Consider the following 20138-nt stretch of genomic DNA (forward strand, 5'->3'; position numbering starts at 1 on the left):
GGACACAGATGACCACCCCCACCGCTGAATCTGCCCTCGCCGCCAGCGACGCCGTCCTGGACCGCGAAGAAACCATCTCCCGCGACGAGCTCGAGGCGCTGCAGCTCAGCCGCCTGCAGCACACCGTCGCGTACGCCTACGACCGTGTGCCCCTCTACAAGCGGAAGTTCGACGAGGCCGGCGTGCACCCCTCCGACCTCCGCGAGCTCGAGGACCTGGGGAAGTTTCCGTTCACCACGAAGGAAGACCTGCGGCTCGAGTACCCGTTCGGGATGTTCGCCGTGCCGCAGCAGGAAGTGGCCCGAATCCACGCCAGCTCCGGCACCACCGGACGCGCCACCGTGGTGGGCTACACCAAGAAAGACCTCGCCGACTGGGCCAAGCTGGTGGCCCGCTCCCTGCGCGCCTCCGGTGTGCGTCCTGGCATGAAGGTCCACAACGCTTACGGCTACGGCCTGTTCACCGGCGGCATGGGCGCCCACGCCGGGGCCGAGGCCCTCGGCTGCACGGTCATCCCGATCTCCGGCGGCCAGACCGAACGCCAGATCACGCTGATCCAGGACTTCAAGCCGGACGCCATCCTGGCCACTCCGACCTACCTGTTGACCATCGCGGACGCCATGATGAAGCAGGGCATCGACCCGGCCTCCACCTCGCTGAAGTTCGCCGTGCTCGGCGCCGAGCCCTGGACCGAGGAAATGCGGCACGAGCTCGAAGTCACCATGAACATCAAGGCCTGCGACATTTACGGCCTGTCCGAGGTCATGGGACCCGGCGTCGCCGGCGAAGCCGTGGAGACCCAGGACGGCAGCCACATCTGGGAGGACCACTTCCGCCCCGAAATCATCGACGCCTTCGACCCCTCCGTGGTCCTGGGCGACGGCGAACCTGGCGAGCTGGTCTTCACCTCGCTGACCAAGGAGGCGCTGCCGATCATCCGGTACCGCACCAAGGACCTCACCCGGCTGCTGCCCGGCACGGCCCGCCCGGCCCACCGCCGTATGGGACGCATCACCGGCCGCAGCGACGACATGATCATCCTGCGCGGCGTGAACCTGTTCCCCTCGCAGATCGAGGAAATCGCCCTGCGCATTCCCGAGCTCAGCCCGCACTTCCAGCTGGAACTCACCCGCCCCGAAGGCCAGCGGATGGACCAGCTCACGGTCAAGATCGAGCGCCGCGAAGCGGTCAGCGCCGAGGGCAGCGCCTCGGCGGCGAAGGTTCTGCAGCAGCAGATTAAGATCCACGTCGGCTCCTCCTGCACCGTCGACGTCGTCGATCCCGGTTCGCTGGAGCGCTCCAACGGCAAGCTGCGCCGGATCTACGACATGCGTCCGAAGGGCTAATTCCGCCCCGCGGGTCCGGCCACCCGGCCGGAACGGCAGCCGCGACTCCCGGCGTCGCGGCTGCCGGACTGACCGACCGTTCATGAGAAACTAGCGAGTATGCCCAGCACAGCTACCACCGCCAAGCGCGGCCGCCCCGGCTATGACCAGCAATCAGTGCTGCTGATCGCCGTCGACGTCTTCAACCGGCACGGCTACGACGCCACGTCAATGGGCATCCTTGCCGAGAACCTGGGCATCTCGAAGTCGGCCATCTACCACCACGTGCCGTCCAAGGGCGATCTCCTCAAGCTGGCCCTGGACCACGCCCTCGGCGGCCTGGAAGCCATCCTGGACCAGCCCGGGGCGCAGACCGGATCGGCCGACGCCCGGCTGGAATTCGTGCTCCGCGAAACCATCTCCGTCCTGGTGGAGCGGCTGCCCTTCGTGACCCTGCTGCTCCGGCTGCGCGGCAACACCGAGATCGAACGCGACGCCCTGGAACGCCGCCGCACCTTCGACCACAAGGTGGCGGCCCTGATTTCCGCGGCCCGCGACGAAGGTTCCTTGCGCCAGGACATCGACCCCCGCACCGTCACGCGGCTCCTGTTCGGCACCATCAACTCGATCGTCGAGTGGTACAAGCCCGGCGGTTCGCTCTCGCCCGGGAAGCTGGCCGACGACGTCATCACCATGGCGTTCCACGGCCTGCACGTCCCCGGCCGGGACTAACCCACCCTTCCGCCCGGGGCCGTCCCGGGCTGCTGCCATTGACGGGCCGCTTGCCGCGGGCCACGCTGGGAGGATGGCCATCAGGTTATCCGAAGTGCTGATGGGCACCTTCCCCCAGTTCCGCTACGAGCCCACGGCCAAGAGGATCCGCGCCAGCCACGACGGCGTGCCGGTGGTGGACACTTCGCGCGCGTACTTGGTCTGGGAGCCGCGGCGGATCACCCCGATCTTTGCCGTCCCGGAGCAGGATCTGCTCGTCGGGCTCGCCGCCCCGGCACTGCCGGCGGCCGACGTCGAAGAGCACCCCTTCGCGATTCGGGCGGGTACTGCTGCCACGTCACTGGACCCCGTCACCGGCTTTGGCCGGCATACCGCGCCGGGCGAGGAGCTCGACGTCGTGACGCCGTCGGCCACCGTCGCCCGAGCCGCCTTCCGGCCCGCGGATCCGGACCTTTCCGGGCACGTCGTCCTGGACTTCGCGGCCTTCGACTGGCTCGAGGACGACGAGGAGATCATCGGCCACCCCCGGGATCCGTTTCACCGGGTGGACATCCGCGCGTCGTCAGCGGAGGTGGAGGTGGCGCTCGACGGCGTCACGCTGGCCCGCACCACCGGCGCGCAGCTGTTGTACGAGACCATGCTGCCGGTCCGCTACTACTTCCAGCCCGCGGACGTGCGGCTGGACCGGCTGGAGGCCAGTCCCAAGCGGACCGTCTGTCCGTACAAGGGCCAGGCCAGCTACTGGAGCTACCCGGCGTCGGACCAGGGCGGCAACATCGCCTGGAGCTACGACCGGCGGTTCCGCGATGCCGCCCAGATCCATGGCCTCATCTGTTTCTTCAATGAGCGCGTGGACCTGAAGGTCAATGGGGTGCTGCAGCCCCGGCCGGTGTCGCCGTGGTCCCGCCCGGACCGGCCAGGCGGCCCGGGCGGCCCGGGCGGCCCGGGGGGCGCAGGCGGCCCGGGGGCGCATTGACCCCCTGCCCGGCCTCTCGGGGAGGAAATCCCGGCGTGTCCGTGTCGATCTGCCCCGGCCGGGCGGCGGCGGGCAGCAGGGAGGTGGCCGCCCCGTGCGCAGAACAGCACCCCGGAGGACCGGGGTGCTGTTGACCGTTCTCAGAGCTGGTAGTCGGCAGCCGTCATGATGTTCTCGTGTACGCAGAGGACATTGTGCTCGGAGTCCATAAACCAGGCGCACTTTTCAGAATCCGTGGTGCAAATGTGGTTCTCGGTCTTGAGGTCGGGCAGGTTGTAGTCCTGGAACATTACGCCCCGGGCTTCCATCTCCCTGACGGTGCGCTCGATCTCGCTGACTTCGAAACTCAGGGTGGTGTGCTCGGAATGCTTTCCATCCCTGACTGGCATCAGCTGCAGCATCGGGCCGCCTTCTGAGCCGAACATTTCGCTTCCGTCCTCTGCCACGCCACGGTGCGGGAGCCCCAGGGTGTCCGCGTAAAAATGCCGGGCACGCGCTGCATCATCAACTGGCAGGACTGTTGTGGCTTTGCTGAGTACTAGGGACATTTCGCCACCTCCTACGAGCACGATTTTACGCCGCAGCAGGGTGGAAAGAGCCCGCCCCTCCCCGGTTGCCCTATCACTTATGGTTGCCATTCCGGGGTTTTAGCAGCCACAAGTGATCGCGCAACGGGGCGGAGGAGGGAGCGGCTACTTCTCGACGAGCGTCAGGACGTCGTACGTGGCCACGATCTCGTCGTTCTGGTTGGTCAGGACGGCGTCCCAGGCCACCTCGCCGTACTCGTCGGTCTCACGCGGGGTGATTTTCTTGGCCGTCAGGGTGACGCGGATGGAGTCGCCGGCCGCGACGGGGGTGATGAAGCGCAGGTTCTCCAGGCCGTAGTTGGCCAGGACGGGGCCTGGCGCGGGTTCGACGAACAGCCCGGCGCCCCAGGCCAGCAGCAGGTACCCGTGCGCCACGATGCCCGGGAAGAACGGGTTGGCTTCCGCGGCTTCCTGGTTGGTGTGGGCGTAGAAGGTGTCGCCGGTGGAGTTGGCGAACTTCGTGATCTCGTCCAGGGAGACCTCGCGCAGCTCCGAGCGGATGGCGTCGCCGATGTGCAGGGTCGCCAACGGCTTCCGGAACGGGTGCTGGCCCTCGGTGTCCAAGGTGAAGTTGCGGTCGGCGCCGGTGTGCCAGACGCCGGTGACAGCGGTCAGCATGTTGGGCGAACCCTGGATGGCGGTGCGCTGCATGTGGTGCATCACCGAGCGGATGCCGCCCAGTTCCTCGCCGCCGCCGGCACGGCCCGGGCCGCCGTGGACCAGGTGCGGAACCGGGGAGCCGTGGCCGGTGGAGCTGCGCGCGTCCTCGCGGTTGAGCATCAGCACCCGGCCGTGGTGGGCAGCGATGCCGGTGACCAGTTCACGCGCCACGTCGGGGTCGTTGGTGCAGACGGAGGCCACCAGTGAGCCGCCGCCCCGGGCCGCGAGGCGGACGGCGTCGGCGAGGTCGGTGTAGCCGATCACGGAGGAGACGGGGCCGAAGGCTTCCAGCGAGTGGACCTCTTCGGCTTCCGGGTTGGCCCAGCTCAGCAGCACCGGGGACATAAATGCGCCGCCGTCGACGACGCCGATGCTGCCGTCGGCGCTAGTGACCTTCGGTGAGTCGAGCGTGCCGTAGGCAAGTTCCCCGCCGGCGTCGAGCATGGACTGGACCGCGGCACGCACGTCGGCGAGCTGGTCGAGCGAAGCGAGGGCACCCATGGTGACGCCCTCGGCGCGGGGGTCGCCCACGACGACGCGCTCGCTGATCCGCTCCCCCACGGCGGCGACGACGTCGGACACCAGGTCCTGCGGCACGATGGCGCGGCGGATGGAGGTGCACTTCTGGCCGGCCTTGACGGTCATTTCGGTGACGAGCGACTTGATGAACGCGTCGAATTCCGGGGTGCCCTTGACGGCGTCCGTACCGAGGATCGCGGCGTTGAGGGAGTCTGTCTCGGAGGTGAAGCGCACGCCCCCGGTGACCACGTTGGGGTGGGACTTGAGCGTGTTGGCGGTGGCCGCGGATCCGGTGAAGGCGACGAGGTCACGGTAGTCGAGGTGGTCCAGCAGGGTGCGGACGGAGCCGGAGACCAGCTGCAGGGACCCTTCGGGCAGGATGCCGGACTCGTCGATGGCCTTCACCACGGCCGCGGCGACGTAGCCCGTGGGGGTGGCCGGCTTGACGATGGTGGGGACTCCGGCGATGAAGGCCGGGGCCAGCTTCTCGAGCATGCCCCAGACCGGGAAGTTGAAGGCGTTGATCTGTACAGCGACGCCGGGAATCCGGGTGTAGATGTGCTCGCCGGCGAAGGAGCCGTCCCGCGAAAGCACCTCCATGGGGCCATCCACCACCACCTGGGCGTTGGGCAGTTCGCGCCGGCCCTTGGAGCCGAAGGTGAAGAGCACGCCGATGCCGCCGTCGATGTCGACCATCGAGTCGATCTTGGTGGCACCGGTCTGCGCGGAGAGCGCGTAGAACTCGTCGCGGCGGCCGTTGAGGTACTGCGCCAGTTCCTTGAGCTTGAGGGCGCGCTGGTGGAAGGTCAGCTTGCCCAGTTCCGTCTGGCCGGTGGTGCGGCCGTAGTCGACGACGCCGGCAAGGTCGAGGCCCTCGGTGCTCACCTTGGCCAGAAGTTCGCCCGTGCTGGCGTCCAGGACGTCGGCCGCACCGGCGGCCGAGGCGGCGTCCGGGGTCCACCAGGAGTTGCGGATGAAGCTGGGAACGATCTCGACGGTGCCCACTGAGGGTTCCGGAGCAGTTGCAGTGGTGGTCATCGTTGACGGGTCCTTCCAACGCGGGGCAAGATCACGCGGCCAGCGCATTACTGACCGTCCGTTCGGTAATATGTCTACAGTACATGACTGAGCCGTGCGGCACACTAGTACCGGCACGACTACCGGCACCACTGCCGGTCTGTGACCGGGCAGAGCCCCCCGAAGGAGACGCAATGACCACCGATCCCCGCGGTACCGAACTGTGGACCATCACGCTCGGCGAACTTGACGAAAAGATGGGCGTCAAGATCCTCGAGCAATCAGTGGAGCGCGTTGTGGCGACCATGCCGGTGGAGGGCAACCGCCAGTCCTTCGGCCTGCTGCACGGCGGTGCCTCGCTGGCCGTGGGCGAGGCAGTGGGCTCCTGGGCCGCGGTGATTCACGCCAGCACCATGGGGAAAACAGCGGTGGGGGTGGACGTCTCGGCAACCCATCACAAGTCCGCCCGCGGGGGGCTTGTGACGATCACCGCCACTCCGGTGCACCTTGGCGGCACGCTGACCACCCACGAGGTCCTGATCACCAACGAAGCCGGCGACCGGCTGTGCACCATGCGGATCACCAACCTGCTGCTGGACCGGAAGAACTAGCCAGGGCCGAAGCCCTAGCGGACGGCCCGACGCCGGCTGGCGGCCAGCAGCGCGCCGCCAAGCAAGAGCGCCCCTGCTCCCCAGCCGGCGGCGGTCAGTGCACCGCCGGCGCCGGTGCTGGCCAGGGCCGCCGGGCCACCCGGCTGCTGGACGGGGCCGGCTGCCCCCAGGGCGGCTGCTCCCGGGGCGGGGGCAGCAGGTGCCGCAGCGCCTGCTGGTCCCGCCGAGGCGGCGGGTCCGGCCGAGGCGGCCGCGGCTGCCAGCGGATCAATACGGAACCGGAAACCCGCCGGCGGCGAGGCAACTCCGTCGACCGACTGGGACACCGAAACAATATGCGGGCCCAGGGTCAGGCCCTCCGGGAACGCCACACTCCAACGCCCGCCGGCCACGACAACCTGCGGCACCAGCGACCCGGACACTCCCTTCGTCCCCATCCCTGCGGCGCCGGCGCGCGCTGCCCCAACGGCCCGGCCGTCGATCAGTACCGTGACGGACGCTGCGTCCACGCCGGTCCCCGAGATGGCGGCGGGCACCTCGCCCTGGCGGAACGAGGCCCCGGCCCAGTCCCCGTCGACCACCGGGGCCGGCGGCCGCACGCTGAACTCCGCCGTCGTCGCCGGACTGTCCGTATGGCCGGCCGAGACCTGGACGGCCGAGACGGAAACCTTGCCGTAGACCGGTTGGTTGCCCAGCGGGATACTCCACTGTCCGTCCGGCGCGACCGTCGCCGAGCCCGCCAGGTCGCCGGAGAGCGTCACGACGCTGCCCGGGGTGCCTGTGCCTTTGACGCTGTCGAGGCCCGTGGTGGTGGATCCCGGCGCGGGCGTTATGATTGCGGGCGCCAGCAGTGCCGAGACGTTGAGGCGGAAGTCCTTGGCCCCGGACCTGCTGAAGCCGTTGACGGTTTCGGCTGTGAACTGGAACGGGCCCTCGGCTGCGGGTGCGCTGAACGACCAGTTGCCTGCCGCGTCCACCGGGAGGTCGACGGCGGCCTGGTCCGGCCGTGTCAGGCGGACCTTGGAGTCGGCGGCAACGGCCGAGGCGGGGGCGGCGGCCACGTGCCCGCGGATGACGGAGCCGGGCAGGACCGTGCCGCCATCGGCCGTTCCGGCCAGGTTGGGTTTGTTCAGGAACAGCCGGAGCTGGACGGGGCCAGGCACGTACCCGAGCGCATCCTGCAGTGTGGTGGCGACGGCGAAGTTCTGCGTGGCGCCCTTCGGTTCGCCGGCGGAGTGGGTGCCGACCGCGTAGTTGCCGCTGATCCAGGGGCCGCCTGAGTCGCCGCCGCTGGACTGGACGTCGTGGGACAGGAATCCCTTGAAAGCGCGCAGGTCTGCCGGGTCCGTGGTCCGTCCCGCCACCACGTAGATGCCGGTCTCCGCCACCGTGCCGCAGGACCACCCGGTGGTCCGGCCGGAGCGGCACACGGCCTGGCCCTGGTACGGCGCGGCGCTGCCGATGATCTTCACGGACGTCCGGGCCGGCCCGGCAGGGTTCTGCCAGGTCGTGGCCGACGGCTGGACGTCGAGGCCCGGCCGCACGTCTTTGATCACGGCGATGTCGGTGCCGATGTTGCCGGGGTTGGCCTCGGTGCCGGTGATAACCGAGTTGTTGGGGCCGCCGAACTGGCTGAAGCCGAACGTTCCGAGGAGCCCTGGAGCGGCTGGCAGCGCCGTCGTTGCGCCGCCCGCCGGTGCCGCGGTGGAGGGTTCGACGTCGGCCCGGGCTGCGGTTCCGTCCTCGGCGCAGTGGCCGGCGGTAAGGACCAGCGGCAGGCCGTGCGGATCGAAGGCGCTGAAACCGGCGGAGCAGATGGTCATGTTGTCGATGACAAAGCCCTGGCCGCCGAAGTAGTCCTCCTCGGTCTTGATGGCTGCGCCCTTTTCCAGCTCCACGTTGGCGTAGCGCGCCACGAAGTCTGCCGCCGAGATCTTGCCGGGGGCGGGCTGCGCTGCCGGATCGGCGGTGCCGGCGGCCGGCACCTGGAACGGGCGGGCACTGCCGGGCGCCAGGAGGCCGGCGGTGCGGACCTCGGCGGTGTTTGTGCCGCCGGTGCGGATGATGAAGTGCCCGTCCGCGTAGGCGACGGCTTGCAGCCCGTCCGGCCCCACATCTCGGACGTAGGCCTGGAAGAGCTGTTCGGCGCTGCCGGCGCGAAGTTCGGGCGCGGCCTTGGGTGCGGCCTTCGGTGTTGCCTTGGGAGCCGGCGAAGCTGAGGGCGAGGGTGCCGGCGCCGTCGCGGCAGCCACCGCGGGTGCCTCCAGCACGAAGTCGGCCGGGGCGGTCTTGTTGAGTTCGTTGACGCCCGCCTGGAGCTCGGTCCCGTGACCCTGGACCACGATTTTCCCGTCCCGCAGGACGATCCCGAGGTACCCCGGCAGCGCGCGCAGGGTGGTGGCTGCGGCGGCGGCCCGTTTGGCCTGCGCACCGGCGGCGTTGAACTCTTCCATCGTCATGCCCAGGTCCCGTTGCACGGCTTCGGCAAGTCCGGCGTCGCTGATGTCCGACGACGAGGGGGAGGACGCGGCGGGGTCGGGGGCGTTGGCTTCGGCGTAGGCCGGGACGGCCAGCGAAGACCCTCCGAGAGCAACGGCGGTGGCCGCCACTGCCCGCATCACAAGGCGGTAGGTGGGAGTCTTCACCCGGTTACTCTAACGCGCCAGTTTGAACCGGATGGCGGCCAACTCGTGGACCGTTACGCCATTGTGGCCCAAAAATTCGGCGGTGGTTACCTCCCGGACGAACCGCAACAGGCTGTTCCGGCGTCGTTCAATCAGGGGCGCCAGGACGTCCTCGGGAAGGTACCGTTCGTGCGGGTGGGGCATCCCGGACCGGCGGTGGTGCTCATTGATTCCCCGCATGGCGCGTTCGTAGGCCGCCGCGATGGCGGGCTCCCCGGCCCCGCCGAGGTCCTGGAGCATAGCCGCGATCATGCCGCTGCGGTCCCGGCCGGCGGAGCAGTGGATGACGACGCCGCCGCGCGCTGCGGCCACAGCCTTGAATACCTGCGCGAGCTTCCCGGGGAAGATCCTGGCGTTGTCCCGATAGTACGCGGGGTCGTTCAGGTAGGGAACGCAGAGTTCACCGAATTCGCTGTTCGCCGGGTCCTCCGTGGGGGCGTGCACGACGTCGAACGCGGCCAGGGTTTCGGCGCCCACCACGGGGTCAGTGTCGCGGCGGCGCAGCTCCTCGGGGTTGCGCAGGTCAATGACGGTGCGGATGCCGCCGTCGTACGCCTGCTGCCAGCCGGTCTCGGTGAGCCATTCCCGGCGTCCCATCCGGTACACGTCCCCCGCAATATGCCAGGCGTTGACGGCACCGTCCCAATCCACGGCGCGGCCGTCATCCGGCGGGCCGGCCGGGGCAACGGGCTCCGGCCGCATCCCCGGGCTAGCCATCGGCCCGGCCGTCCGCCGAGCCCCGGCGGCGGCCGACGAGGCGGTATTCCAGGCCGGTCCGGACCATCGGCCATTCGTGTTCGAGGATGGAGAACACCACGGTGTCCCGGAGCTGACCGTCGGCCGTGCGGCTGTGGCTGCGCAGCACACCGTCCTGTTTGGCGCCGAGCCGGGCGATCGCCTCGCGCGACTGGTGGTTGAGCCAGTGCGTGCGGAATTCCACCGCCGGGCATCCGAGCGTCTCGAAGGCATGCCGGAGCAGCAGCAGCTTGGAGTCGGGGTTGCTGCCGCTGCCGTGGGCGGAGAGCGCGTTCCAGGTGGAACCGATTTCCACCCGCGGTGTGGCGGCGTCGATGTTCATGTAGGTGGTCATGCCGATCACCTGCCCTGGACCCCCGGTGGCCGGATCGAGCAGCCGCGTGGTGAAGGGCAGCATGGACCCTGCCTGCTGGAGGGCCAGTCGCCGGTCGATCTCGGCTGCCATGGCTTCCGGGGCCGGCACGGAGGTGTACCAGAGTTTCCAGAGTTCGCCGTCGCGGGCAGCTTCCACCAGCCCGTCGTGGTGCGCGTGGCTGAGCGGTTCCAGCACCACGTGCGTGCCGGTGAGGGTGATGGGTTCAATGCGCGGCGGGGCGGTAGTCACCGCTCCATCCTAGGCATGCCGGTCCGGCTCAGGCAGTCCAGTCGAAGAAGCCCTTGCCGGTTTTGCGGCCAAGCTCGCCACGGGCCACCTTGTCACGGAGGATCTGCGGCGGGGCGAAGCGTTCACCCAGCGTCGAAGCCAGGTATTCGGCAATGCCCAGCCGGACGTCCAGGCCCACAATGTCGGTGGTGCGCAGCGGGCCCGTGGGGTGCTTGTAGCCCAGGACCATCGCGTTGTCGATGTCCTCGGCCGAGGCCACGCCTTCCTCCACCATGCGCATCGCCTCCAGGGCGATGGCTACCCCCAGCCGTGAGGACGCGAAGCCGGGGGCGTCATTGACGACGACGGCGGTCTTGCCCAGTGCCGCGACCCAGCCGCGGGCGTCCCGGGCGAGGGTTTCGCTGGTCTGCTCGCCGAGCACCACCTCGATCAGGGTGGAGGCCGGAACCGGGTTGAAGAAGTGCAGGCCCAGGAAGTTCTGCGGGCGCTTCAGCTCGCGGGCCAGGCCGTTGACGGACAGCGACGAGGTGTTGGAGGCGAGGTAGGCGTCGGCGCCGAGGCGTTCCTCGATCCCGCGCAGCGAGGCGACCTTCAGGTCCCAGTCCTCGGGTACGGCCTCGACAACCAGCTGCCGGTCCTTGAAGTCGTCGTAGTCCACAGTGACGGAGAGCCGGGAGACCATCTCGTCCAGGTTGCCGTCGGTGGCGCCGAGTTCGATGCTCTTGGCGGCGGCGGACTCCACCCGTTCCCGGGCGGCCTCGGCGGATTCGTCGTCGCGTTCCACCACCAGGACGTTGGCCCCGTTGATCAGGAAGGCGTGGGCGATGCCCGCGCCCATCCGGCCGCCGCCGAGCACTCCAACGGAGGCGGGGAGGGCGGGAACGTTGGCGGGAACTACGGGGATGCTCATGGCTGCTTCTTCCGGTCTGAAGAGGTCTCTGGCGATGCGGCGGCTGGTGCGGCGGCTTTCTTGGCGGACTTCTTATCCAGGAAGGCCTGCATCCGGTCGAACTTCGCCTGGGATTCGAAAAGGATGCCCTGGGCGAGCTGGTCGATCAGCGGGTGTGCCTCGGCCGGGGCATGGAACACGGACTTGGTGATCCGCACGGCGAGGGGGTCCTGCTGCCCGATCCGGTCTGCCAGCGCGTGCGCGCCGTCCATCAGCTGCGCGGGTTCGTGGACCTCGGTGATAAGCCCGACGGCGAGCGCCCGGTCGGCGCGGAGCACAGCACCGGCCAGCAGGATGTCCTTCGCGACGGGCTCCCCCACCAGTTCCTTGAGGCGCCAGCTGGCCCCGGCGGCGGCGAGGATGCCCAGGCCCGTCTCGGGGTTGCCGATCCGGACCCCGGGGGTGCCGATGCGGAAGTCGGCCGCGTAGGCCAGCTCTGCCCCGCCGCCGAGGCAGAAGCCGTCGAGGGCGGCGATGACCGGCATCGGCAGCTTGGCGATGCGGACAAAGATGGTGGAGTTGATGCCCTGCAGGGCGTCGTCACGGCGGCGTTCACGCAGCTGTGCGATGTCCGCGCCGGAGGCGAAGACGCCCTCCGTGCCGGCCAGGATCAGCACCTTGGGGGTCTGCTCCAGATAGGCGCAGACCCGGTGGAGCTCGTCGACCATCTGCTGGTCGATCGCGTTGCGGACCTCGGGCCGGTTCAGCAGCACCACCAACCGGTCCTGCTGCTCCTCGACCAGGAGCGTGCTGAAGCCAGCGGTATCCAGGCCGGCGGGCTGGGCCGCCATTAGACGCGCTCCAGCAGCATGGCGGTGCCCTGTCCCACGCCGATGCACATGGTGGCCAGGCCGATCCGCGCATCTTCGCGTTCCATCCGCCCCAGCAGGGTGATCGCGATCCGGGAGCCCGACGAGCCCAGCGGGTGCCCCAGTGAGATCGCGCCGCCGTCGCGGTTCACAATCTCCGGGTCCAGACCCAGCCGGCGCATGGAGGCCAGGGACTGCGTCGCGAAGGCTTCATTGAGTTCGACGGCGCCGAGGTCACCGACGCCGAGGCCGGCGCGGGCGAGGACCTTTTGGGTGGCCGGGACGGGCCCGATGCCCATGATCTCGGGTTCGCAGCCGGCGGACGCCCCGTCGATGATGCGGGCCCGCGGGGTGAGGCCCAGCTTCTGGATGGCCGCCTCGGAGGCGACGATGATCGCGGAGGCGCCGTCGTTCAGGGTGGAGGAGTTGCCCGCGGTGACCACGGAGCCCCCGGCAACCACCGGCCGGAGATTGGCGAGCACGTCCATGGTGGTGCCGGCGCGCGGGCCCTCGTCGGTGTCAACCACCGTTTCGGCCTTGCGGGTCTTGACGGTCACGGGGACGATCTCCGCGGCGAAGCGGCCGGCGGCGATCGCCGCGAGGGAGAGTTCGTGCGAACGGACGGCGAACGCATCGGCGTCCTCGCGGGTGATGCCGTCCACGCGGGCCACTTCTTCCGCCGTTTCCGGCATGGAGTAGGTCATCTTGCCGTCGCGGGAAAGTTCACCCTTCTGGAACAGCGGGTTGGCGAAGCGCCAGCCGATGGAGGTATCAAAAATCTGGCCGGGCTTGGCGAAAGCGGTCTGCGGTTTTTCCTGCACCCACGGGGCGCGGCTCATCGATTCGACGCCGCCGGCCACCACGATGTCCGCGGCACCCGATTTGATCATCTGGCTGGCCATGATGATGGCGCTCAGGCCCGAGGCGCACAACCGGTTGACGGTRATGCCCGGGATGTGGAGCGGCAGGCCGGCCAGGATGGTGGCCATCCGGGCGACGTTGCGGTTTTCCTCTCCGGCACCGTTGGCGTTCCCGAGGATGACCTCGTCGATTGCGTCCGGGTCGACGCCGGCACGGGCCACGGCCTCGCGGACCACGAGTGCGGCCAGGTCATCGGGACGGACCCCGGAAAGGGCGCCCCCGTACCGCCCCACCGGAGTGCGGGCACCGCCAACAAGAAAAGCCTCGACCATGAGAACATCCTTCACCAAGGGAGCTGGGCCGCAATAAAATTACCGACCGTTCGTTCTATAAAGATTACACACCGGCCCAGCGGGGTCAACCGGACGGCCCCTGATGACGCCGCCGGGCTCAGGCGACCGTGATGCCCAGGTGGCCTGCCAGCAAGGGGGCGAGCAGGGTGAGCTGGTACTCGTCGACGACGACGCCGGAGAGGCTGCCCAAGCCGCTCACAGAGCGAAATTCCGTGCTGCGGAGGTCAAAATCCTTGAGCCGGGCGCCGCTGAAGTCCACGCTTCCGATGATGCAGTTCTTCAGCGCGACCCGGGTGGCGGTGCAGGAGCCCAGGTCCAGTTCGTTGATGATGCAGTCGCTGATCTGCACGTCGGTCAGTTTGGACCCCCGGAAATTGACGTAGTCCAGCTTGCCACCGTCGATCCGCACGGACTGCCAGCCGCTCTCATACAGTTCCGCCGAGCCCCAGCGCGGATTGCGGATCTCGACGTCGCGCAGGTGTGAGCGCGCGGCCGTCAGCACCGGGGCATACACCTCGGCCAGGATGCTGTCCCGGAACCCGGCACCGCGCAACTGGGTCTCGTTGAACGAGGCGCCGTTGAACTCGCATTCGGCGAAGTCGGTGCCGCTGAGCTCCAGTCCGTCGGCGTCCGCCCGGCTGTATCGGACGCCGTCGTACCTCATCCCGCGGCGGAACTGCGGCGCGGGATCATCGACGAGGTCCGGGAGGCGGACCGGCGCGAGCCGCGGCGCGGTGATTTTGGATTTCCCCGACGCCGCCATCAGAGGCCTTCCGCTTTGCCGGCGATCTCGGCGAGGTCCCGGGCCAGGCCCTTGCGCGTGAGCCTCATCCCCAGCGGGCCAAAAACCACCATCGCGGCCCTGGCGAGCCGGGTGGTCCGGACGGGAACGGCGGTGAACGTCAGGGTGAGGTCCGTGCCGCCGTCGCGCTCCGCCAGGCTGAACCGGGACGTGTAGTCGGTGCCGCTCTGCCGGGCCTGCACGGTGGTGCTTCCGGTGCTCCCCGCACTGCCAGCGCGTCCCGGGGAGGGCGGTTCGCAGCGGGAAACCCACATCTCCACGGTCTCGGGCCGGCCGAACATGGTCCGGGTCTCCCGCCAGCGGGTCCCTTCGGCATAGGCGCTGCCGGTGATGAGCTGGACGGATTGGACGGCGGACAGGGTTGCGGGCGAGCCGGGAATGTCCGTCACGACGGCCCACACCTTGGCCGCCGGGGCGTTCACGTGCTGGGTGAGGGTGGTTTTTAACTCCATGGTTCGAGCCTAGTCCGGCGCCCCAAGATCCCTCAGCCACACCCTGGCCGAAGTCCGCCGAAAAAAGGACTTGAATTAGTAAGCATGCTTCGTGTTAGGCTAAAACTGCGTTGAATTTCAACCGGAAACGAAAGGTGGAGCACACCATGGGTATCGGAGACAAGATTCAGAACGAAGCGGAGCACCTCGGCGGCAAGGCCAAGGAAGCTACCGGAAACGCCACGGACAATGACCAGCTGAAGGCCGAAGGCCAGAAGGACCAGGTCGTTGCCGACGCGAAGAAGGTTGGCGAGAACGCCAAGGACGCGTTCAAGCGCGACTAATCCGCACATAGACGGCGTCGGGCGTTCCTTTGGGGGACGTCCGGCGCCGTTTTTTGTGCTCTTTTCACTTTGGTGCCCGGCCGGATCTTGGGAGCCCCCGGCGCGCACGCGGTGCACACCCGGGGCTTCCGGCGCGCACCCGGCGCGCTTCAGTGCAAGACTGTCGGCAACCGCCCGCGACCAGCGGGCAGGACACCACAGGAGCGCAGATGGCCAGGAAAGCTTCGGACCCGAGCGGCCCGGATACAGAGCGGCACAATGTCGACCTGAGCGCGGCCGGTATGGCGGCCGGGGGCTCGCCCCGTCTTTACGGCTACCTCGCCGAGCCGGCCGGGGACGGGCCGTTTCCGGCCCTGCTGATGATCCACGAAGCGTTCGGGCTCGATGACATCACTATCCGGCACGCGGAACGGATGGCCGCCGCCGGTTACCTGACGCTGGTGGTGGACCTGTTCAGCGACGGCGGCGCGCGACGCTGCCTCGTGTCGACCATGCGCGCCGTCACGGCGGGGCAGGGACGTGCGTTCACGGATCTCGCCGCCGCACGGCAGTGGCTCTTGGATTCGGGCCGCACCACCGGGAAGATCGGCGTGATTGGCTTCTGCATGGGCGGCGGTTTCGCGCTCCTGCTGGCCAATGACGGGTTCGACGCCGCGGCCGTGAACTACGGGCGGCTGCCGAAGGACCCGGAAACGGCCCTCGCCGGCGCCTGTCCGATCGTTGCCAACTTCGGCGCGAAGGACCGTGGGCTGCGGAACGGGGCGGCGCAGCTGGAAGCGGTGCTCGGGACGCTGGGAGTGGTGCACGACATCAAGGAATTCGAAACTGCCGGCCACTCATTCCTCAACGACGCCGAGATCGGGCCCAGGCCCCTGCGTCCGCTGTTCCGCGTCCTTGGGGTGGGCCCGGATCCGCAGTCGGCCCCCGAGGCCTGGCACCGGATCGAGGAACACTTCGGCCGGTACCTGGAGAATCCCGGATCGACTGCTCCGTAACCGCCCTTTTGGGACCCCAAAACGGCGGTTACGGAGTAATCGATGGGGCTGGAGACTAGCTGAAGAGCTCGCTCTTGGGTTCGTTGTGCTTGACCTTCTGCCAGCCGAGCCAGAGCACCACCGCGAAGAACGGGATGGTCGCGAGGGTCCACAGGCCCAGCTGGAACACCTCGCCGGTCTTGCTGGTCATCGTGTCGAAACCGATCAGCACCGTAATGGCGAGCAGTGCCACCAGGCCGGCCCAGCTGGTCCACGGCGAACCCGGCATCGGCAGGGACGAGGCGTTGCCCTTGATCTTCCGCAGCGCGATCTGGCTGGCGAAGATGGAGCCCCAGGTGAAAATGACGCCGATCGAGGCGGTGTTCAGGGCGAGGTCGAACGCGTGGGAGCCGCCCAGCCAGATGTTCAGCAGGATGCCCACGAGGTAGACCGCGCCGATCGCCAGGATCGCGGCGTAGGGTACGTGGCTCTTGGACATCCGGGTCAGCCACTGCGGGGCGTGCCCGTTGTTGGCCATGGTGCGGAAGATCCGGCCGATCGAGTACAGGCCCGAGTTGCAGGAGGACAGCGCCGCGGTGATGACGATCATGTTCATCACATCGCCCATCCACGGCAGGCCCATCTGGCCGAAGACGGTGACGAAGGGCGAGGTGCCGGCCTTGTACTGGTCAGAGGGCAGGAGCATGGCCAGCAGGGTGACCGAACCGACGTAGAACACCACGATGCGGATGACGACGGCGCGGATGGCCTTCGGGACCTCCTTGGCCGGGTCCTCCATTTCGCCGGCGGTGATGCCGACAAGTTCGATCGCGTTGTAGGCGAAGATCACGGCGTTGAGGACCAGGATCATCACCAGGGCACCCTTGGGGAACATCCCGCCGTCGCCGGCAAAGAGGTTGGTCACGGAGGCGTGGCCGTTGCCGACCTTGGCGTTGGTGACCACCATGAAGGTGCCGACGGCCAGGAAGATCAGGATGGCGGCGACCTTGAGGACCGAGGCCCAGAATTCGAATTCGCCGAACGCCTTAACGCTCAGCAGGTTCACGCCCACCAGCAGCAGCAGCGCCGCGATGGCCGTCAACTCGACCGGCACGTTGGGGAAGAAGAACTGGAAGTACAGGCCGATCGCGATCAGCTCCGCGATTCCGGTCATGGCCCAGTTGATGAAGTACATCCAACCGGAGAGGTAGGCGCCCTTCTTACCGAACATCTCCCCGGCGTAGCTGACGAAGGAGCCGGAGGTCTGGCGGTACATGATCAGCTCGCCCAGGGCCCGCATCAGCAGGTAGGCGATTACGCCGGCGATGGCGTAGGAGAAAATCAGCGCGGGGCCGGTGGAAGCCAGCCGGCCGCCGGCTCCCATAAAGAGGCCGACGCCGATCGCGCCGCCCATGGCGATCATGGTGACCTGGCGGCCGCTCAGGGACTTCTTGTAACCCTCGGCGCTGAGGGTCGAGTCGACGGCGGTTTGCTCCGGCGCGCTCTTGGCTTCTGTGGAAGTACTTTGTGGCACAACTGTTCCTTGTATGTCGGGGTAGCGCCGCAGCGGGAGGCGGCTCCGGGAGCACAGGCACAGGCCCGTCCTGCGCCCTCAGCGGAGGAAGGCGGACAGGGACGGGGACCGGAACTCACAGGGGGTCGCAGCGTCGCGCGGCTCGTCCATAGTACTAGCTTTCGGGGCCGCACCGTGACGCGGGCAACATCTTCGGCTGCCCGGAGGACGCCCCGCCGCGGCACCCGGACCGCCGCGAATACGCATTTTTAGACAACGTTTTGATACATAAACGCTGGTCAGGCCGTTGTTTCCATTACTCTGAGCGAACCGGCGGGAACTTCCCCGCCGGTTCGCCTGCACACTTCGTTGCAGGCCATGGCAGAAGTGCCGTGAGTCAGGGGGAGACTATGAAACGGAGAGCGCTACTGCCTGCAGTGCTGCTTCTCGCTTTAGCGGGGTGTTCAAGCGGCGGCCCAGGGCCCGCCACATCCAGCGCCGGCACCACCGCAGCACCATCCGCACCAACATCATCAGCGTCAGGATCGGCGGCACCGGACACGTCCGCGCCCGCCGACGTGTCCACATCCCTGAACGCGCCCTACGCCTGGCGGCAGTACTCCTGCAGCCCCTCCGCGGACGGGTCCTGGTCGTTCAAGGGAACCCTCGATAACACCAGCACCAAGAGCAAGGTGTTCACCGTGGCGATCGCGGTCACCGCGGGTCCCCTGGTGGCAGGGCACACGATCATCACCAAGACCATCGCGGCCGGCCAGTCGGCCGACGTCGATGCACCCGACTTCGCCAAGACGAAGGACAAAACCACGGCCTGCACGCCGGTCGTTTCCGTAGAGGATGCCCCATGAAAAAACTACTTCTTGTCTCGGCGGTGGTTTTTGGCCTGGCGGCCGGCCCGCTCGCCGTCGCCCCGGCATTCGCGGAGACCGCTACTCCGGCGCCCTCGGACACCGCCAGCCCTACGGCGACGCCGACGGACACCCCGTCACCGACCGGCTCCGCCCCGGCACCGGCCGATCCCGCGCCGGTCATCAGCCCGACGCCGACCACCACGGCCACCCCGGATCCGACCTCACCGGCGGTCGACCCAACACCAACCCCGGCACCCACCCTGACTCCCCCGCCGGCGCCGGATCCCGTCGTCGTCGTCGGCCCGATCGGCCTGAAGTGGACCTCGCTGAGCGGTGCCGCCGGCGCCCTCGGCGCTCCGACGGCGAACCAGCTGTGTTCCGGCGACGTCTGCAGCCAGGCGTTCGCCGGCGGATCGGTCTACTGGACCGCGGCAACGGGCGCCCGGCTGGTCCTGCGGACCGCGGGCCACACCGGCCCCTGGTGGCATGCGAAGGGCGGAGCGGCCCTGTACGGCTACCCTGTCACCGACGAAACCGCGGTGGCGGGCGGGACCATCCAGAAGTTCTCCAGCGGCCGCTTCCTGACTTGGACCACCAAGGGAGTCCAGCAGATCTGGTCCCGCGGCGGGATCGGAAACCTATGGCGGGCACAGGGTGAAGCCGCCGGACTCGGGCTGCCAAGCACGGCCGAGGTCTGCGGACTGACCGCCCGGGGCTGCTACCAGTACTTCGCCAACGGCGCCGTGTTCTGGTCCCCGAAAACCGCGGCCCGGGTTGTCCAGGGCGTCATTTACACCCGCTGGAAGGCCTCCGGCGCACAGGCCGGCGTGATGGGCTATCCCACCACCGCGAAGGCGTGCGGGCAGGCCGCCGGCGGATGCCTGCAGCGTTTCCAGGGCGGAACCGTCTACTGGTCCTCGGCCACCGGAGCCTGGATTTCCCGCGGCGCCCTCGGCGCCCGGTACCTCCGGGTCGGCGAGACCCGGAGCAGCCTGGGCTACCCGCTGGCCAACGAGAAATGCGTCCCGGGCCAGTGCATCCAGGCGTTCCAGCGCGGCTTTGTGGGCTGGACCGTCAAACCCGGGTACCGGATCTTCGGGATGTCGGAGTGCCAGAACCTGAACAACGGCAAGTCCAAGTACTCCACGTACGGCGCGAACCGTGTGCTGCTGACCTGGACCCAGGGATACGGGCTGAACCATGCGACCAACCTGTACTGCATGAAGATCGCCGGAACGTATGTCCCGGACTGGCGCACCGACGGGTACGTGGGCAAATCCGGGTTCAAGCCGCCGGGAGTTCCGTCCGGCCCCACCCGGAACCTGTTCTCGCCCACGGGATCCTTCTCCGTGACCGAGGCGTTTGGTCTCGGCAACCCGGGCACCAAACTGGCATACCGCACGCTSAAYCCSCGCTCRCGCTGGGGCGGCAACCCSTGGACGSCSACSTACAACAAGTACCACGAGTCCTCSTCSTGGGTYGGCTGGGACGAGAACATGTGGTGGTTCGCCAGCCTGGGCTACTACCGGCAGGGCGTGGTCATCAACTACAACCGGCCCACCATCGTCCAGGACGCCGGTTTCGCCATCTTCCTGCACATGAACAAGATCCCGACGGCGGGCTGCATCTCGCTCGATGACTGGGCCGTGGTGGATTACATCCGCAAGTCCACCCCGGGTGACCGGATCATCATGGGAACCTACTCGGCGCTCTTCCGCTAGGACTCCGCACCGTATCCACCACAGCTAACGCCCGGCGCCCT

At 68.4% G+C, this 20138-nt stretch carries 19 protein-coding genes; 8 read left to right on the forward strand and 11 right to left on the reverse strand.

Annotation, left to right across the window (positions count from 1 at the left end):
* Positions 1-8: 8 nt before the first annotated feature.
* The 3 genes from paaK (at position 9) to AC1DBE_RS08625 (ending at position 3033) form a co-directional block, all read left to right on the forward strand.
* On the forward strand, positions 9-1346 hold the full coding sequence (gene paaK, locus AC1DBE_RS08615; RefSeq protein WP_476970259.1) for a phenylacetate--CoA ligase PaaK: 1338 nt from the start codon (positions 9-11) through the stop codon (positions 1344-1346).
* Between the two features lie 99 nt (positions 1347-1445).
* A complete protein-coding gene (locus tag AC1DBE_RS08620; protein WP_476878187.1) occupies positions 1446-2057 on the forward strand; it encodes a TetR/AcrR family transcriptional regulator in 612 nt (203 codons plus the stop codon).
* Positions 2058-2130: 73 nt separating this feature from the next.
* Positions 2131-3033, forward strand: a complete 903-nt coding sequence (locus AC1DBE_RS08625) for a DUF427 domain-containing protein (RefSeq protein ID WP_476970260.1) — start codon at positions 2131-2133, stop codon at positions 3031-3033.
* A gap of 140 nt (positions 3034-3173) precedes the next feature.
* Here AC1DBE_RS08625 and AC1DBE_RS08630 read toward each other — a convergent pair whose 3' ends face one another.
* Together AC1DBE_RS08630 and paaZ are read right to left on the reverse strand one after the other, a co-directional pair.
* Positions 3174-3581 carry a VOC family protein gene (locus AC1DBE_RS08630; protein WP_476878189.1) on the reverse strand — a complete coding sequence of 136 codons (408 nt, stop codon included), beginning with the start codon at positions 3579-3581 and terminating at the stop codon, positions 3174-3176.
* 144 nt (positions 3582-3725) lie between these two features.
* Positions 3726-5837: a phenylacetic acid degradation bifunctional protein PaaZ gene (paaZ, locus tag AC1DBE_RS08635; RefSeq protein ID WP_476970261.1), complete on the reverse strand. Its 2112-nt coding sequence runs from the start codon at positions 5835-5837 to the stop codon at positions 3726-3728.
* Positions 5838-6010: 173 nt separating this feature from the next.
* On the opposite strand from paaZ, the gene AC1DBE_RS08640 reads away from it, so the two are divergent.
* Positions 6011-6427, forward strand: a complete 417-nt coding sequence (locus AC1DBE_RS08640; RefSeq protein WP_476970262.1) for a PaaI family thioesterase — start codon at positions 6011-6013, stop codon at positions 6425-6427.
* Between the two features lie 14 nt (positions 6428-6441).
* Here the strand turns inward: AC1DBE_RS08640 and AC1DBE_RS08645 are convergent, their stop codons facing one another.
* The 8 genes from AC1DBE_RS08645 to AC1DBE_RS08680 all read right to left on the reverse strand — a co-directional run bounded on the left by AC1DBE_RS08645 (position 6442) and on the right by AC1DBE_RS08680 (position 14697).
* Positions 6442-9072 carry a S1 family peptidase gene (locus tag AC1DBE_RS08645; protein WP_476970263.1) on the reverse strand — a complete coding sequence of 877 codons (2631 nt, stop codon included), beginning with the start codon at positions 9070-9072 and terminating at the stop codon, positions 6442-6444.
* Positions 9073-9081: 9 nt separating this feature from the next.
* Positions 9082-9813: a tyrosine-protein phosphatase gene (locus AC1DBE_RS08650; protein ID WP_476970264.1), complete on the reverse strand. Its 732-nt coding sequence runs from the start codon at positions 9811-9813 to the stop codon at positions 9082-9084.
* Between the two features lie 7 nt (positions 9814-9820).
* Positions 9821-10471, reverse strand: coding sequence for a GNAT family N-acetyltransferase (locus tag AC1DBE_RS08655; RefSeq protein WP_476970265.1), 651 nt, complete (start codon positions 10469-10471; stop codon positions 9821-9823).
* Between the two features lie 28 nt (positions 10472-10499).
* Positions 10500-11381, reverse strand: a complete 882-nt coding sequence (locus tag AC1DBE_RS08660) for a 3-hydroxyacyl-CoA dehydrogenase family protein (protein ID WP_476970266.1) — start codon at positions 11379-11381, stop codon at positions 10500-10502.
* On the reverse strand, positions 11378-12211 hold the full coding sequence (locus AC1DBE_RS08665; protein WP_476970267.1) for an enoyl-CoA hydratase/isomerase family protein: 834 nt from the start codon (positions 12209-12211) through the stop codon (positions 11378-11380). Before AC1DBE_RS08665 ends, AC1DBE_RS08660 begins: the two co-directional genes overlap by 4 nt.
* On the reverse strand, positions 12211-13422 hold the full coding sequence (locus AC1DBE_RS08670; RefSeq protein ID WP_476970268.1) for a thiolase family protein: 1212 nt from the start codon (positions 13420-13422) through the stop codon (positions 12211-12213). The genes AC1DBE_RS08665 and AC1DBE_RS08670 overlap by 1 nt, the downstream gene beginning before the upstream one ends.
* Positions 13423-13540: 118 nt before the next feature.
* Positions 13541-14206, reverse strand: coding sequence for a pentapeptide repeat-containing protein (locus AC1DBE_RS08675; protein WP_476970269.1), 666 nt, complete (start codon positions 14204-14206; stop codon positions 13541-13543).
* Positions 14206-14697, reverse strand: coding sequence for an SRPBCC family protein (locus AC1DBE_RS08680; protein ID WP_476878198.1), 492 nt, complete (start codon positions 14695-14697; stop codon positions 14206-14208). The genes AC1DBE_RS08675 and AC1DBE_RS08680 overlap by 1 nt, the downstream gene beginning before the upstream one ends.
* A 146-nt stretch (positions 14698-14843) precedes the next feature.
* On the opposite strand from AC1DBE_RS08680, the gene AC1DBE_RS08685 reads away from it, so the two are divergent.
* Both AC1DBE_RS08685 and AC1DBE_RS08690 read left to right on the forward strand, forming a co-directional pair.
* Positions 14844-15020, forward strand: coding sequence for a CsbD family protein (locus AC1DBE_RS08685; RefSeq protein ID WP_476878199.1), 177 nt, complete (start codon positions 14844-14846; stop codon positions 15018-15020).
* 209 nt (positions 15021-15229) lie between these two features.
* Positions 15230-16015 carry a dienelactone hydrolase family protein gene (locus AC1DBE_RS08690; protein ID WP_476970270.1) on the forward strand — a complete coding sequence of 262 codons (786 nt, stop codon included), beginning with the start codon at positions 15230-15232 and terminating at the stop codon, positions 16013-16015.
* A gap of 55 nt (positions 16016-16070) precedes the next feature.
* Here AC1DBE_RS08690 and AC1DBE_RS08695 read toward each other — a convergent pair whose 3' ends face one another.
* On the reverse strand, positions 16071-17528 hold the full coding sequence (locus tag AC1DBE_RS08695) for an amino acid permease (RefSeq protein WP_476878201.1): 1458 nt from the start codon (positions 17526-17528) through the stop codon (positions 16071-16073).
* A 557-nt stretch (positions 17529-18085) separates the two neighbouring features.
* Here AC1DBE_RS08695 and AC1DBE_RS08700 point away from each other — a divergent pair.
* Both AC1DBE_RS08700 and AC1DBE_RS08705 read left to right on the forward strand, forming a co-directional pair.
* Positions 18086-18373 (forward strand): hypothetical protein, encoded by a 288-nt coding sequence (locus tag AC1DBE_RS08700; protein WP_476878202.1) that lies wholly within the window; start codon positions 18086-18088, stop codon positions 18371-18373.
* Positions 18370-20097 (forward strand): hypothetical protein, encoded by a 1728-nt coding sequence (locus AC1DBE_RS08705; RefSeq protein WP_476970271.1) that lies wholly within the window; start codon positions 18370-18372, stop codon positions 20095-20097. The genes AC1DBE_RS08700 and AC1DBE_RS08705 overlap by 4 nt, the downstream gene beginning before the upstream one ends.
* Positions 20098-20138 lie beyond the last annotated feature (41 nt).

The sequence above is a fragment of the Arthrobacter sp. 10T416 genome, from assembly GCF_056394165.1.

Bases quoted from the DNA above. Each gene is read 5' to 3' on its own strand.
- AC1DBE_RS08640 (WP_476970262.1), top strand. From the start codon at position 6,011: ATGACCACCGATCCCCGCGGTACCGAACTGTGGACCATCACGCTCGGC.
- AC1DBE_RS08625 (WP_476970260.1), top strand. From the start codon at position 2,131: ATGGCCATCAGGTTATCCGAAGTGCTGATGGGCACCTTCCCCCAGTTC.
- AC1DBE_RS08680 (WP_476878198.1), bottom strand. From the start codon at position 14,697: ATGGAGTTAAAAACCACCCTCACCCAGCACGTGAACGCCCCGGCGGCC.
- paaZ (WP_476970261.1), bottom strand. From the start codon at position 5,837: ATGACCACCACTGCAACTGCTCCGGAACCCTCAGTGGGCACCGTCGAG.
- AC1DBE_RS08630 (WP_476878189.1), bottom strand. From the start codon at position 3,581: ATGTCCCTAGTACTCAGCAAAGCCACAACAGTCCTGCCAGTTGATGAT.
- AC1DBE_RS08685 (WP_476878199.1), top strand. From the start codon at position 14,844: ATGGGTATCGGAGACAAGATTCAGAACGAAGCGGAGCACCTCGGCGGC.
- AC1DBE_RS08620 (WP_476878187.1), top strand. From the start codon at position 1,446: ATGCCCAGCACAGCTACCACCGCCAAGCGCGGCCGCCCCGGCTATGAC.
- AC1DBE_RS08660 (WP_476970266.1), bottom strand. From the start codon at position 11,381: ATGAGCATCCCCGTAGTTCCCGCCAACGTTCCCGCCCTCCCCGCCTCC.
- AC1DBE_RS08690 (WP_476970270.1), top strand. From the start codon at position 15,230: ATGGCCAGGAAAGCTTCGGACCCGAGCGGCCCGGATACAGAGCGGCAC.
- AC1DBE_RS08665 (WP_476970267.1), bottom strand. From the start codon at position 12,211: ATGGCGGCCCAGCCCGCCGGCCTGGATACCGCTGGCTTCAGCACGCTC.
- paaK (WP_476970259.1), top strand. From the start codon at position 9: ATGACCACCCCCACCGCTGAATCTGCCCTCGCCGCCAGCGACGCCGTC.
- AC1DBE_RS08650 (WP_476970264.1), bottom strand. From the start codon at position 9,813: ATGCGGCCGGAGCCCGTTGCCCCGGCCGGCCCGCCGGATGACGGCCGC.
- AC1DBE_RS08675 (WP_476970269.1), bottom strand. From the start codon at position 14,206: ATGGCGGCGTCGGGGAAATCCAAAATCACCGCGCCGCGGCTCGCGCCG.